14 protein-coding genes are annotated in these 13,485 nt (G+C 41.7%); 5 read left to right on the forward strand and 9 right to left on the reverse strand.

Annotated features, from left to right (window positions below):
- Window positions 1-97: 97 nt before the first annotated feature.
- Complete coding sequence (locus tag QUD85_RS05425; protein ID WP_093327542.1) at window positions 98-559, reverse strand: methyltransferase family protein; 462 nt, start codon at window positions 557-559, stop codon at window positions 98-100.
- A 273-nt stretch (window positions 560-832) separates the two neighbouring features.
- Here QUD85_RS05425 and QUD85_RS05430 point away from each other — a divergent pair, with 273 nt between their 5' ends.
- Window positions 833-1,723 carry a DMT family transporter gene (locus QUD85_RS05430; protein ID WP_093327543.1) on the forward strand — a complete coding sequence of 297 codons (891 nt, stop codon included), beginning with the start codon at window positions 833-835 and terminating at the stop codon, window positions 1,721-1,723.
- Between the two features lie 18 nt (window positions 1,724-1,741).
- Here QUD85_RS05430 and QUD85_RS05435 read toward each other — a convergent pair whose 3' ends face one another.
- The 4 genes from QUD85_RS05435 to QUD85_RS05450 form a co-directional block, all read right to left on the reverse strand.
- Window positions 1,742-2,161: a VOC family protein gene (locus QUD85_RS05435; RefSeq protein ID WP_093327545.1), complete on the reverse strand. Its 420-nt coding sequence runs from the start codon at window positions 2,159-2,161 to the stop codon at window positions 1,742-1,744.
- A 153-nt stretch (window positions 2,162-2,314) separates the two neighbouring features.
- Window positions 2,315-2,653, reverse strand: coding sequence for a hypothetical protein (locus QUD85_RS05440; RefSeq protein WP_093327546.1), 339 nt, complete (start codon window positions 2,651-2,653; stop codon window positions 2,315-2,317).
- Between the two features lie 107 nt (window positions 2,654-2,760).
- Window positions 2,761-4,185, reverse strand: a complete 1,425-nt coding sequence (locus QUD85_RS05445; RefSeq protein WP_177168831.1) for an alpha/beta fold hydrolase — start codon at window positions 4,183-4,185, stop codon at window positions 2,761-2,763.
- A 140-nt stretch (window positions 4,186-4,325) separates the two neighbouring features.
- Entirely contained in the window at window positions 4,326-5,225 is a 900-nt protein-coding gene (locus QUD85_RS05450) for a helix-turn-helix domain-containing protein (protein WP_093327548.1), read from the reverse strand.
- Between the two features lie 275 nt (window positions 5,226-5,500).
- On the opposite strand from QUD85_RS05450, the gene QUD85_RS05455 reads away from it, so the two are divergent.
- The 4 genes from QUD85_RS05455 (at window position 5,501) to QUD85_RS05470 (ending at window position 10,336) form a co-directional block, all read left to right on the forward strand.
- Complete coding sequence (locus QUD85_RS05455; RefSeq protein WP_093327550.1) at window positions 5,501-6,856, forward strand: alpha/beta hydrolase; 1,356 nt, start codon at window positions 5,501-5,503, stop codon at window positions 6,854-6,856.
- Between the two features lie 119 nt (window positions 6,857-6,975).
- On the forward strand, window positions 6,976-8,028 hold the full coding sequence (locus tag QUD85_RS05460; protein ID WP_093327551.1) for a sensor histidine kinase: 1,053 nt from the start codon (window positions 6,976-6,978) through the stop codon (window positions 8,026-8,028).
- Window positions 8,021-8,743, forward strand: coding sequence for a LytR/AlgR family response regulator transcription factor (locus QUD85_RS05465; protein WP_093327553.1), 723 nt, complete (start codon window positions 8,021-8,023; stop codon window positions 8,741-8,743). The genes QUD85_RS05460 and QUD85_RS05465 overlap by 8 nt, the downstream gene beginning before the upstream one ends.
- A gap of 186 nt (window positions 8,744-8,929) precedes the next feature.
- A complete protein-coding gene (locus QUD85_RS05470) occupies window positions 8,930-10,336 on the forward strand; it encodes a M20/M25/M40 family metallo-hydrolase (RefSeq protein WP_093327554.1) in 1,407 nt (468 codons plus the stop codon).
- A gap of 103 nt (window positions 10,337-10,439) precedes the next feature.
- Here the strand turns inward: QUD85_RS05470 and nth are convergent, their stop codons facing one another.
- From nth to rsxD, 4 genes are read right to left on the reverse strand one after another with little or no spacing between them, the layout of a single operon-like run.
- On the reverse strand, window positions 10,440-11,078 hold the full coding sequence (nth, locus tag QUD85_RS05475) for an endonuclease III (protein ID WP_093327556.1): 639 nt from the start codon (window positions 11,076-11,078) through the stop codon (window positions 10,440-10,442).
- 16 nt (window positions 11,079-11,094) lie between these two features.
- The gene (locus tag QUD85_RS05480) at window positions 11,095-11,799 is read right to left on the reverse strand and encodes an electron transport complex subunit E (protein ID WP_093327558.1); all 705 of its coding nucleotides are present in this window, start codon (window positions 11,797-11,799) and stop codon (window positions 11,095-11,097) included.
- Entirely contained in the window at window positions 11,786-12,424 is a 639-nt protein-coding gene (gene rsxG, locus QUD85_RS05485) for an electron transport complex subunit RsxG (RefSeq protein ID WP_093327559.1), read from the reverse strand. The genes QUD85_RS05480 and rsxG overlap by 14 nt, the downstream gene beginning before the upstream one ends.
- The gene (rsxD, locus tag QUD85_RS05490; protein ID WP_093327561.1) at window positions 12,424-13,485 is read right to left on the reverse strand and encodes an electron transport complex subunit RsxD; all 1,062 of its coding nucleotides are present in this window, start codon (window positions 13,483-13,485) and stop codon (window positions 12,424-12,426) included. The genes rsxG and rsxD overlap by 1 nt, the downstream gene beginning before the upstream one ends.

Consider the following 13,485-nt stretch of genomic DNA (forward strand, 5'->3'; position numbering starts at 1 on the left):
TACGACTAAATTCGTAACTTAATGTATAACGAAGTTATCAGCCTGTAAAGTGTTTTCTATTAAAAGTTTCGTAGTTTAGTTAGGGGCCGTTTATTATTTATAGCCAGCGGCGCACATTTGCCTTGTACTCTAGGTAGGGATTGCCAAATTTTTCGGCTAAAATACGCTCTTCTGGCACAATTTGAAATCGCGTAATATAGGCGAAAAAACACAGCACCCAAACTATATTGACGATATTTTCTAACCAAATGGCAAAACCTAATACAGCAATCAACATAGCGAGATACATAGGATTTCGAGAGTAGGCATACAAACCTGAAGATACCACTGTTTGAGCGTCTGCAAGTTTTTGCGGGTGTACTGTCGTTTGATGACGTTTAAACTGCCATAGCGCAACAATAGCGACTGTAATTGCCACTATCCAAAGTATCATGCCTGTCATTAAAAAGAATGGATTATTAAAGCCAAAAAAGGGCACAAGGGCATCTGTCAGTAGCATCAAGGCAATAATAATGACAACTTGCAGTAGAGGGACAATTTTTAATTCAAGTGCATGCATTTTTTTGTTGACTTAGTGTGATATTCACGTGACTATGTTTACCTTATTTTTACAAATAACGTATTTAATGAAAAGCAACTTTTGTCTTACAGAGCATAACAGTATAATCCGCGGCGCTGATAAATGCGTACGTGCGATTTGGCTCGTGCGTAAACGATAGTTGCGGTAAATGCCGCAGAAATTTTCGCTGCGGTATCTGTTTTTATCCCTTCTTAAATTTCTGCATTTTTTAATCATTGCTGATGCAATCACTGTTTTTATGGAATGCTTAACATGTTAGTGATAGTCGCCTATTTGGTGGTGCTTATTGTCTGGTCAACGACCCCTTTGGGGATTGCGTGGAGTGCTGAATCTGTTCATCCGACGATGGCTGTACTCTCTCGCATGGCTATTGCTTGGGTGTTGGGTTTAGTTATCATCTTATGTACGCCGATAAAGCTGCCTTTTTCAAAACCGGCTAAGCGGCTTTACTTATATTCCGGTATAGGTATCTTTTGCGGTATGACGTTAGGCTATTTTGCTTCTCGCCATATTAGCTCTGGACTTATGTCGCTTGTTTTTGGGCTAGCGCCAATTATCTCTGGTGTGCTGGCGCCCAAAGTACTAAAAGCAAAACCGCTTTCAAGAACGCAATTAGTGGCTATGTGCATCGCTGCGTTCGGTTTAACGCTTGTTTGCATTGACGGTGTGAGCTTTGGTGAAAAGGCTCTGCTTGGTATTGGCTATGTTTTAATGGCGGTAACCTTTTTCAGCGTGAGTGGCCTGCTGGTGAAAAGTGTGGATATAGAAATACATCCAATTGCGACTACCGTTGGCGCGTTGACTTATACCATGCCATTGTTTTTTATCGCCTGGTTAGTATCTGATGGCTCATTTGATGTGGCTAGTTGGTCGCAACGTTCGATCGCCGCTATTTTATATTTGGCGATTGTGGGGTCGTTACTAGGTTTTGTTGCTTACTACTATATTTTACAAAAATTAGATGCGACAACTGTCGCCTTTGTAACCATGCTTACGCCTATAGCAGCGGTAACGTTAGGCGCCTATTTAAACCATGAACCGATCACCTTTGATCTCGTGTTTGGTGGCAGCTTAATTATGGTGGGGCTTGCACTCTATAATTTTGGTGATAAATGGATACATAGAAAAAGAGTGGCTCAGTAGCCACTCTTTGCTAATAGATTACCAGCTACCGCTATTTTCCATACTTGCCCAAGGTTCTTGAGGCGGCAGTGATTCTCCCGCTTGCAATAATTCGATAGAAACACCATCAGGCGATTTAACAAATGCCATGTGCCCATCTCTAGGTGGACGATTAATTTCAACACCTGCGTCCATTAAACGTTGGCATGTGTCATAGATATTGTCGACGTGGTAGGCAAGATGGCCAAAATGGCGACCAACAGAATAAGGCTCAGTTTCGCCCCAATTGTAGGTCAGCTCTATTTCAGGCGCACCTTCTTCGGTCGCCAAAAACACGAGTGTAAATTTGCCCGCGGGGACTTCTTTTCGCCTAATTTCTTTTAAACCGAGTTTATTAACATAAAAATCAAGCGAAGCGTCTAGGTCAAGCACGCGAACCATGGTGTGTAAAAATTTCATTTCACTATCCTGTCTTTTGTAGATGCCCAGAGGATAACATATTAAGCATTAGCTTCGCTCAATTGTTGTTGCGAATGGATGACTGCAAACAAGGCTAAGCCCAAACAGAGCAACAATATTTTTTGCGACGATATCTCCAGTGTGTAAGACGCTTCACTGAGGTGACTGTATAGCTCGGATGACATAAACACCTCTGTGATACTTTGAATAAATGGGTACAGAATTAACGACCATGCCGCTAGCTTGCCGAGCATGTAATTTGTTGGGCTGGGCGATGAACTGGGCAAGGAAGAATAATAATGCTGCAACAATGATTTGGCTAAAATAGCTGATCAACACGGCTAACCTTACCTGTGAATCGCTGGCACCGGTCGCGCTTGGAAACATTTCAATGAGTTCTGGTAAGTACGATTGAGGATCAGCAATGCCTCTTAAAGGGTAAATTATTGTGATTAATGCGGCGAGATATAAAATCCATTTTATTACGGTCATGTTTAAAACTCACTCTTTAACAAGGTGGTTAGTTAACAGACTATTAACATAGGAAAAATGAGGTCAATTCGTCAAGCGATTGTATTGACCTCAGCAACTTTTTTTTACTATAGCTGTTTGTTAAACCAAAGCGTCGCTTGTGTTATAGCAGTATCTACTTCTTCTTGTTGATCGTAAAAATTAAACTGATGAAATGGCGACTCTAATGATGTTTCCATCCAAAACAGTTGTTTGTTGCTTGTCGCAATATTGTCAAAGTAAGTCTTGGTGTACTCAGGCAATACAGCGCCATCAGAATGAATCATTAACGTTGGCGTATGCAATTGTTTTGCACTAGGCATAGGATCAAGTGTTAACCAATCTTCCCATGATGCAACCGCAAATTTATCTGCACTCCATTGCGGCACTGCGCCGCGCTTAGGGTTTAAATAGTAGTCGTATTCACCGAACATAGCTGCACTTTCATCAGTGGTTGAAATACTTGGGATATACTCCATAGCGCCCGTGTCTCGGTAAAGTTGCTTTGCTTGCTTTGCTGCCGCAATTTTTTGAGCAACTCCATCTTCACCGCCATAAAACAACTTCACGGCCTCACTGTCATGTAGCCAAGACGCTGTGGTAACGACTGATTTAATGCGAGTATCAGTTGCGGCTGCTTGCAGGGTATACATTGCTCCTGCACAGATACCCAATGCCCCTATTTTATCCTTTGAAACGTAAGGCAGTGTTTGCAAGTAGTCGATAGCAAAGTGAATGTCCTCTACTTTTTGCGCTGGATTCTCGTGAAAGCGCATGGCACCATCACTTTCTCCAAAGTTTCTAAAATCAAAAGCTAAGGCCACGAAACCTTGTTCAGCGAGTTTTTCTGCGTAAAGGCCTGACATTTGCTCTTTTACCGTAGTCCAGCTGCCAGAAACAATCACTGCAGGGTATTGCTGCTGCTCGTCGAAATTACTGGGTAAATAAACATTTCCAACGACGGTTTCACCGCTTGCCTTGAATGTTACTTTCCTCATGCTAACGTTTTTCATTTCACTCGCCTCTTTTAAAAATGCTTTGTTTCCTTTTTGACCATGCACAATTAAGGTCATATCTGTAATTTTCCAGCCCGACTTAACTTTAGTTAACTTATGATGATACCGCCCAAAAATATCCCAATACTCGATGTTTTCTGCAATATGGGTGGCGTAAACATGAGAATAAACTTCTGCAGTTTCGCCATTTACGCGGACATCAAAGTTGCTCAATTGATGCAATGTACTGACATGCTCTAACAACGACTGCCAGCCCGAGACAAGATCTTTAGCTGCAACGTTACTTCCTGCTTGCCCAGACATGCTTGAGTAGTCAACAAACACTGAATCCGAAAAGTAAGATTCTGCTGTTGTCCATGATTTACTGTCGATGGCATTTACCATGTTAATGATGGTGTCTTGAACCTGTATTTTGGTGGCTAACTCGTTTGCATTGGCAGTGGCGCCAGAGATTAGCATACCGATTGAATAGATAACTGCTGGTATAGATGCTTTCATATGTTGCTCCCGATAGGTGACTAAACCAAACCTTCAACTGAGTTTGTATAGCCATTTTACGAAGCGAGTATGTTTTGCGATTGTAAAAAAGTGCGCAATGTTTTGTACATTATTGCGCATTAATTTATTAGGGATAGGGACTAAAGTTGTTTTAGGTATTGACCTGGTGTTTGTTCGAATTGGGTTTTAAAGGCGCGCGTAAAGTGTGCTTGATCATTAAAGCCTGTTGCATGAGCAACTTCTGCGATATTGGTTGTACCGTTTGTCATCATTGTTTTGGCGGCCTCTAGCCGTTTTGATATTAAGTACTGGTAAGGCGTAACCGACATCAGTTTTTTAAATTCCCTTAGGAAATGAAATTTACTGCAATGCACCTGCTGCGCAAGTTCGTCAATACTCACATTTGTGCCTAAATTGTTTTCAATATAATTGTCGATCTTTTGAATGTGTGAAGCATCAAACTTCGATACTGTCGTTTTAGACTCGGCTAAATCTAAATAATTTGAGTAATGTTTGATGTAATGGCTAGCCAACAAAGACAATAAGTTTGAAACAAAAGCACTACCGTTTTGTCCTCCTGCTTTTGCGTCTAGGAAAAACAATTCGATGATCCCTTTTATGGTGTCATCTTCGACATTGTAGTTGTTTAGAAACTGCAGTGATTTTCCTGTTAAATTAAAAGGGCTTTGCGCAAGCAAAGTGTCTTCTTCGATTGCTAAGATAATGAAGTAGCAGGGTTCAGCTATATCATGTGTAAATGGCGTAGCAGGGGGGTTAATCCATATATTTCCTGGCGCTGATTTTAGTGCTTGCATACCGCCTGGCGTTTCTACTTGCCAACTTAATTCCTGATCTAAAGCCAGTGCAAAATAAAAATATGGGGTGTAAACGTTGTTTGGATAAAAGTGCGGTGAACATCCTTTTTCTAAAATCACGCCTTGCCAATTGAGCCCCGCACTAGAAACCTCAATTTCTAAAACCTCACCACAATCGGATAGCTTATTGGATTCATGGTCAAAAAATTGTAATTGCGATTTCATTAACTCACCCGAATTCTGATTAATGTGCTTCCAAAGGTTTTACGTTATTAAACCGCATTCGCGTTTTGTCTGTCTATTTATAAAAGAGGGGTACGCCGTTTTTTGAATTTATTTAATCTGCAACCTGCAAGTTCGATAACTTAACTTAGTGCTAAAACATTACCCGGGTACCACTTACATAGAATATCTGCCGTTTGTCATGTTTCTCATTTTTCGCCTGATACATCCATTAAATTGGCTTCAACGCAACAAGATAATGTAGATAGGAGAACAACATGTTAAACACTAAACTGATAAAATTTGCCTCAGGGATATTGCTAATGGTGGCGTCGACATTAACCTTTGCAGGGCAAGATTTGACGGGCAGTTGGAAAGGCTCAATAGAGCTTTCTGAAAATAGTGCAATCAAGCTTGTCTTTAATTTTAAAAAGGAAGAAGGGCAGTACGTTGCATCAATTGACGTACCACAACAAAATCAATTTGGCCTTCCATTTAGCTCAGTGATAGTTGATGGAGACAAGCTAGAATTGACCCTTGAAGCCGCTAAAATGATGTACAAAGGCACCATTAAACAGGGGGGCATAGAAGGACAGTATAGCCAAGGGAATTTTGTTGCCCCTCTATCGCTAACTCCAGCAAAAACGGTAGCCAAACGCGCCATCAAGCCTCAAGAGCCTAAAGGAGATTTGCCCTATACAGTTGAGTCGGTATTGATAGAAAACAAGGCATCAGGTGTTACACTTTCAGGCACATTGACTTTGCCCAACCAAAACCCGCTTGCTGTGGCGATATTAATATCAGGCTCAGGCCCTACAAACCGAGATGCAGATATTGCAGGGCACAAATACTTCTTGGTGCTTGCTGATAAGTTAACGCGCCAGGGTATTGCAGTACTTCGGTATGATGACAGGGGCGTCGGTAAATCAACGGGAAACTTTGAATTAGCGACGAGCGAAGACTTCGCAGAAGATGCACATGCGGCATTAACTTTCGTTAAAACACACGCAACGCTTAAACATTCAAAAGTTGGATATGTCGGGCACAGTGAAGGTGGTCTCATCGGCGCAATTGCAGGCGCAAAATATAAAGATGCGGACTTTTTCGTGAGCATGGCAGGGGTTGGTACTTCTGGTGCTCAAATACTTATCGACCAGTCTTATCATATTCAAAAGTTGATGGGCATGAATGACGTTGCGCTAGAGATAGACGACAACAACCAACGAGAAATCATGAAAGCGATTGAAGCTGATATTGACGCTAATTCACTCGAAGCGTTACTCGTTGAGCAAGGTGCAGATAGACGCGCAGCAAAAGCAAAAACGGCATTGTTCCTGAGCCCTTGGTTTTCTTACTTCGTCAAAGCGCAGCCCAAAGAGTATTTACAACAACTAACCATGCCAGTATTCGCCATTAATGGTGAGCTTGATAGCCAAGTATTAGCGCCACAGAACATTGAAGGCTTTAAAAAATCAGTTAATGACGAACAACTGACGACTAAGGTGTATGCTCAGCTCAATCACTTATTTCAACCAGCCAAAACTGGTCTACCTAATGAATACGGTGAGATTGATATTACCATTGAAGAGAGTGTTGTATTAGATATCAGCAGTTGGATAAAAGCGTCAATATAATCTAACAGCCTCTCTAGGAGATCGCTCTAGTAGAGGCTGTTAATTACCTGAAGTATTTAGTATAAATACCTCACTTACAATAATAATTTCAACATCTTGCATCTCAAGTGAAGAGAACTATGAGCAAAACAAATAAAAGCGCTAAAACGTTTTATATTGCCCAGTTGATTGGCTGGCTGTTGTTTGCAGTATTCAACCTTTTTGCGCGCCAGTACTTTGTCCATTTTAATACCGCAGAATTAGTGAACTCTTTGGTATTAGCTGCAAATTTGTTCGTCATAACATCACTACTGAGAGTCTACTACAAAAAGGTCTTTAACTTAGCTAAGTTGTTAAAGTGCTTTGGTCACCTAATCATTGGCTCTATCCTTGGCTGCATAGCAAGTTTATTAATGTATGCCGCTATTGTTTACCCGAATCTTTCATTGCTTTTTGACGTTGAAATAAACAATTTTTTCCAGCAGTTACTGATGAGTAGCCCAGTTATTTTTATGCTCATATTGATGTGGTCGATTATCTATTTGGTATTTAAGAAGCAGTTTGCGTTAAATCGCGCGCAAGCGAAGCAAAAAGCACTTAAAACATCACTAAATGAGGCAAAGCTAGATATATTATTAAGTCAGCTCAATCCTCACTTTTTGTTTAACGCAATTAATAATATTCGAGCGCTGACATTAGAAGATAGCCATAAAGCAAGGGATATGCTGACGACCTTGTCTGAGGTTATGCGCTACACAATGCAAATAGATAAAGCTCCTTTAATTTCGCTTGAAGAAGAGATTGAAGTGGTCAAGCATTATGTCGCACTAAATCAATTGCAGTTCGATAACAAGCTTGACGTCCAGTATCACATTGACGCCGAAACAACGGGATTTTCGTTGCCGCCGATGATACTTCAGCTATTAGTGGAAAATGCGATAAAACATGGTATCGGGCGAATAAAAGAGGGTGGTCAGGTTGTTATTTCGACGTCTATCACAGACGACGGATGGCAATTGGTCGTAGACAACAGTGGCCAACTAAAGCCGGCTGATGGAAAAGGCATAGGGTTGAAAAACATTAGACAAAGACTAGCCCATGTTTATGGCAGTGCAGCTACATTTAGCATAGAAAACAGCCAAGTAGGCGTCACAGCAACAGTAAACTTACCTATTGGAAACAATAATGATTAGTGCAATGATTGTCGAAGATTCTCGATTGGCTCGGTTAGAGCTGAAGGAACAATTAAAATCGATACCTTGGATAAGCCTGGTCGCAGAAGCTGATAATATCTCAGACGCCGCCATGCGATTCGCTCAATATAAACCTGATCTTATTTTTCTCGATATTGATCTGCCTGACGGCACAGGATTCGACTTTTTAACGCAGCTGGAAGTAGCACCCAAAGTTATTTTCACCACGGCATACCAAGAGTTTGCATTACAGGCATTTGAAAAGAATGCTGTTGATTACCTACTAAAACCTTATACCTCAGCGCGGTTGCTAGAAGCGTGTGAAAGACTCGATTTAGCAAAATTAAATGGAACACAATCGCTGGAGCCAAGTGATACATTGACTGCACAAAGTCAGTTTTTCGTTAAAGATGGGACTAAATGTTGGTTGATCAAGTTAAGCCAAGTAGAGCGCTTTGAATCCATGGGTAATTATACTCGTGTGCACTTTGAAGGAAATCACCCTATGGTTTATCGCAGCCTATCTCAAATAGAGAAGAAACTACCAAGTGATAAGTTTTTTCGCGTAAACAGGCAGAATATTGTGCAATTAAGTTACGTCGAAAACGTAGAACAATGCAGTTCGGGAGCTTTAGAAATTACTTTAGTATCAGGTGAAAAAGTTGAAATTTCGAGAAGACAAGCCAGTATTTTTAGAGAGCTCTATTCTCTTTAGTAAGTCAATTCACAGAGGGCTAACCTGCTGTCAAGTGGACCTATCTATTTATAATTCATTATTCATCAGTTAGAACAACGATGTTACGCGTTAAAAAATTGGCGTAATGAAGTTGAAACTATTAGAATTTGCTCTCTTAATATACAAAGTCACACACCTGTTAAAGTTTCATCTTGTGGAGTAAAAATGAAATTACTAGTTAATGCGACATTAGGCGCTTTATTATCGGTAATGAGCATGCCGTCAATTGCTGCCGACTCGCCGATTTCAAAACAACAAAAAGAAACGGCTCAGCAGTTAATGGAAACCGCACTTAAAAGTGATTTGGCGTATGATATCGTTGAATCGTTAACCACTGAGATTGGTCCACGATTAGGTGGTTCAGAAGCTGAAAAACGTGCAAGAGATTGGGGCGCGAACTTAGGAAAAGAGTTAGGCTTTGATAAAGTGGCGATCGAAGAGTTTACGATGCCGTTTTGGGATAGAGGTCATTTACATATTGCATTGACGTCTCCATATAATCAAGAGCTTTACGGCTCGGCGCTTGGTGGCGCAGCGCCAAGTGAAAAAGAAATCAATGCACCTATCGTCTATTTCAGAGACATTCACGCGCTAACCGCGATAAAAGACGGTTCGTTAAAAGGTAAAGTAGCCTTTGTAGATGGCGAGCCAATGGTGAAGAGCCAAACAGGCGCAGGCTATGGCCCATCAAATCAAAAACGTCGAATTGGTTGGCAACATGCACAGCGCGGTGGTGCTAGTGCGCTTGTCATTCGCTCGGTAGGTTCTGATTCTCATCGTTTTCCGCATACGGGTATGATGAGTAAAAAAGATGACAAATGGACAACTATTCCGGTAATCGCTATATCTAACCCAGACGCTGATCATTTGCGCCGTTTACACAACTTAGGTAAGCCATTGTCTATATCGCTTCATTCAGGCTCTGATTGGCAAGGTGAAGTGACTAGCGGTAACGTTGTATTAGACATTATTGGTAGTGAAAAGCCTGAAGAAATTGTACTTATTGGTGGTCACTTAGATAGCTGGGATTTAGGTACAGGTGCCGTTGACGATGGTGCAGGAATTGCAATTACCACAGCAGCAGCAAAGTTAATTGCCAACTTACCTAAACGTCCAAAACGTACTATTCGAGTGGTGATGTTTGGCGCGGAAGAAGTCGGTTTATTAGGTGCGTATGCATATGCTGAAAAACACGAAGCGAACCTTCATAACCACGTTGTTGCAACAGAGTCAGACTTTGGAGCACGAAACGTATGGCGTCTTACATCTGACGTTAACCCAGAAGCGACTGTGTTAGTTGACGAGATTGCTAAAATTATTGCGCCGTTGGGTATCATTCGCGGTGGTTCAGATGTAAAAGGTGGTGGTCCTGATATCATCCCAATGGCGAATAAAGGTGTGCCGACAATTCGCTTGCAGCAAGAGGGTACAGATTACTTTGACTTGCATCACACACCTGATGACACGCTGGATAAGATTGACCCTGAAGAGTTGAAGCAGAATGTAGCGGCTTATGCAGCGACAATATTCTTGTTTGCAGATACGCATATCGATTTGAAAAAGAAAAACTAACCTTTAACGAATCAAACAAATAAAAAGGAGACATATATTGTCTCCTTTTTTTAATGCTTAGTTTATCCTTGCCGTGGCAACCGCCCCTCAGGTGTTAACTATTTTATGCAACCTCAGTCTTATCTTTAAACTCGCATAAATCTTCAATAATACAGCTGCCACAGCGAGGCTTACGGGCTACACAAGTATATCTGCCATGTAATATCAGCCAGTGGTGCACATCTACTTTGAATTCCTTAGGTACAACTTTAAGCAGCTTTTGCTCAACAAGGTCGACGTTTTTACCCATGGCAAATTTAGTGCGGTTTGATACGCGATAGATATGAGTATCTACCGCAATCGTTGGCCACCCAAAGGCAGTGTTTAAAACAACATTCGCTGTTTTTCTACCAACACCAGGCAAAGCCTCCAACGCCGCTCTGTCTTCTGGTACTTCGCCGCCGTGTTTGTCCACCAAGATTTGGCAGGTTTTCATGGTATTGACGGCTTTAGTATTAAACAGGCCAATGGTCTTGATATAGTCTTTAAGTTTATCTAAACCTAAATCTAAAATTGCTTGCGGCGTATTGGCAACCGGGAATAGTTTATCTGTCGCTTTGTTTACGCCAACATCTGTTGCTTGCGCTGACAGCAATACCGCAATGAGTAATTCAAACGGTGAAGAAAAATTAAGCTCAGTGGTTGGGTGAGGGTTGTCGTCTCGAAGACGAGTCAAAATCTCAAGTCGTTTTTCTTTGTTCATAGGTCTTTATGCCCATTTAATTAGCGTCAAAATTTACACGTACGCGTTCAATATTTGATTGTTTTTCCGGTTTAGCTTCTGCTAACTTGTCATCAATCATGTTCTTAATTGCAATGAGAAAACCCATGGCAAAGAAAGCGCCCGGTGGCAGTATTGCTAATAGAAATTGATTATCTAAATTCATCACTTCTATGCGTAATTGACTTGCCCATTCTCCTAGCAATAATTCAGCGCCATCAAACAAGGTACCTTGTCCTAATATTTCGCGGGCAGCGCCAAGAATCATAAGCACGGCTAAAAAGCCTAAACCCATCATTAAACCGTCAAAGGCAGATTCTTTTACACCATTTTTCGACGCGTAAGCTTCAGCGCGCCCAATAATGGCACAGTTGGTGACAATCAGCGGCAAAAATATACCTAACGATTGATACAAACCGAAGGTATATGCATTCATCAGCAATTGCACACAGGTCACAAAGCTGGCAATGATCAAAACAAAAATCGGAATGCGCACTTCTTTTGGCACCCACTGGCGAATAGCTGATACCGTGGCATTGGAACCAATTAATACCAGCAAGGTCGCTAAACCAAGGCCAATCGCATTGGTAAGTGTTGAGGTCACAGCTAACAATGGACATAGGCCAAGTAGCTGTACTATACCAGGGTTATTTTTCCACAAGCCTTGAATAGCAAGGTTTTTATATTCATCAGAGCGATTCATTACGATCTCTACATGCTGGGAATTGAGTAAACATGGCGTCTTTGTTGCGCTCAAAGTAAAGCGCCGTATCTTTTACCGCTTTTACAACGGCACGAGGTGTTATGGTGGCACCGGTAAATTGATCAAATACACCACCGTCTTTTTGCACTTGCCAGCGAGGGTCATCATTTTGCGACACACTGCGCCCGTTAAAGCTTAAAATCCAATCGCTACGCTTTTCTTCAATTTTATCGCCAAGGCCGGGTGTTTCATTATGCTTTAATACACGAACACCACTTACGCTACCGTCATAGTTCATCGCTACCAGTAATTCTATATTGCCATTATAGCCATCAGGTGCGCGGGTTGTGATCGCCGCAGCGCTTGGCTGACCTTCTAGTGTTGCTAGGTAGGCAAGTTCGACAAAGTCATTACTTTGGCTGCCAATAAGCCTGACACAGTCTTGGTACAAATCATTATCATGCTGAGCGGGGGGTATTACTTGGTTTAACGTATTGAGTAAATACTGCTGCTCTTGAAGTTTTATCGTGTCTTTCGTCAGCAAATGAACACCACCTACTAGCGCGGTACAAGCAATCGCAAAGGCAGATAGAATAAGCGCATTTTTTTGAATGGCTTGGCGCATTATTTACCTCCTTTTGCGTGACCATAGGTGCGTGGTCGTGTGTATTGATCGATGAGTGGCGTTGCCATGTTACACAACAATACAGCGAAAGCCACGGCATCAGGATAACCGCCATATTTGCGTATAATAAACACTAAAAATCCACAAAGCGCACCAAACACAAGGCGTCCCTTAACACTTGTCGCGCCTGAAACAGGGTCGGTTAATATAAAGAATGCTCCGAACATCGTTGCACCGCTTAACCAATGGAACATGGTGCTGGCGTTGTGATCAGGGCTCGCAATATAAGCGATTAAAGAACATACGAATAAACTTGTTAAAAAGCTTACCGGCATACTCCAGTGAATGGCTTTTTTGTACAATAAAAATAAACCACCGAGTAAGAAACCGGCGTTAATCCACTCCCAACCCAAACTGAAGTGTTGGCCAAACACAGGGCTGTTATAACTTTCACCTATCGTTAAGCCTAACGTTAAATTAGTTTTTAAGGTATCCAGTGGCGTCGCCATGGTATAACCATCAATATGCGTTTTTAACTGTTCAACTGAATAGCCCGAATGAGTAAATCCCGTAAATATCGCACTGATACTATCAATCAGAGTGACATCATGTTGCAGTAGCTGCAAAGGTGGTTGCCAAGCGGTCATTTGGACTGGAAATGAGATCAGTAGCATGACATACGCAGCCATTGCCGGGTTGAAGATGTTGTGCCCAAGTCCACCGTATAGATGTTTTACAATACTAATGGAGAAAACCATGCCAAGTGCAACAATCCACCACGGCGCTAATGCAGGTACCGAAATACCTAGCAGTACCGCAGTTAAGATGGCACTGCCATCAAAAAGTTGTTCACGTACTGGTTGTTTTCTCAGCCCTAAACACACAAATTCAGTGATTAATGCAAACGCAATAGCTATCCCGATTTGGATAAGGTTACCCCAACCAAAAAAGTACCATTGCGCTAAGACACCAGGGATGGTGGCATAAATAACGAGGCGCATTAAGGCAGACGTTGAATCCTTAACGTGATTATGAGGTGAACTTGCAATCCAATAGGCCAT

Source organism: Thalassotalea agarivorans (genome assembly GCF_030295955.1).
Taxonomy (GTDB): domain Bacteria; phylum Pseudomonadota; class Gammaproteobacteria; order Enterobacterales; family Alteromonadaceae; genus Thalassotalea_D; species Thalassotalea_D agarivorans.

Excerpts from the sequence above, each read along its gene's own strand:
- QUD85_RS05425 (WP_093327542.1), bottom strand. The coding sequence starts at position 559 with ATGCATGCACTTGAATTAAAAATTGTCCCTCTACTGCAAGTTGTCATT.
- QUD85_RS05430 (WP_093327543.1), top strand. The coding sequence starts at position 833 with ATGTTAGTGATAGTCGCCTATTTGGTGGTGCTTATTGTCTGGTCAACG.
- QUD85_RS05435 (WP_093327545.1), bottom strand. The coding sequence starts at position 2,161 with ATGAAATTTTTACACACCATGGTTCGCGTGCTTGACCTAGACGCTTCG.
- QUD85_RS05440 (WP_093327546.1), bottom strand. The coding sequence starts at position 2,653 with ATGACCGTAATAAAATGGATTTTATATCTCGCCGCATTAATCACAATA.
- QUD85_RS05445 (WP_177168831.1), bottom strand. The coding sequence starts at position 4,185 with ATGAAAGCATCTATACCAGCAGTTATCTATTCAATCGGTATGCTAATC.
- QUD85_RS05450 (WP_093327548.1), bottom strand. The coding sequence starts at position 5,225 with ATGAAATCGCAATTACAATTTTTTGACCATGAATCCAATAAGCTATCC.
- QUD85_RS05455 (WP_093327550.1), top strand. The coding sequence starts at position 5,501 with ATGTTAAACACTAAACTGATAAAATTTGCCTCAGGGATATTGCTAATG.
- QUD85_RS05460 (WP_093327551.1), top strand. The coding sequence starts at position 6,976 with ATGAGCAAAACAAATAAAAGCGCTAAAACGTTTTATATTGCCCAGTTG.
- QUD85_RS05465 (WP_093327553.1), top strand. The coding sequence starts at position 8,021 with ATGATTAGTGCAATGATTGTCGAAGATTCTCGATTGGCTCGGTTAGAG.
- QUD85_RS05470 (WP_093327554.1), top strand. The coding sequence starts at position 8,930 with ATGAAATTACTAGTTAATGCGACATTAGGCGCTTTATTATCGGTAATG.
- nth (WP_093327556.1), bottom strand. The coding sequence starts at position 11,078 with ATGAACAAAGAAAAACGACTTGAGATTTTGACTCGTCTTCGAGACGAC.
- QUD85_RS05480 (WP_093327558.1), bottom strand. The coding sequence starts at position 11,799 with ATGAATCGCTCTGATGAATATAAAAACCTTGCTATTCAAGGCTTGTGG.
- rsxG (WP_093327559.1), bottom strand. The coding sequence starts at position 12,424 with ATGCGCCAAGCCATTCAAAAAAATGCGCTTATTCTATCTGCCTTTGCG.
- rsxD (WP_093327561.1), bottom strand. The coding sequence starts at position 13,485 with ATGGCCTATTGGATTGCAAGTTCACCTCATAATCACGTTAAGGATTCA.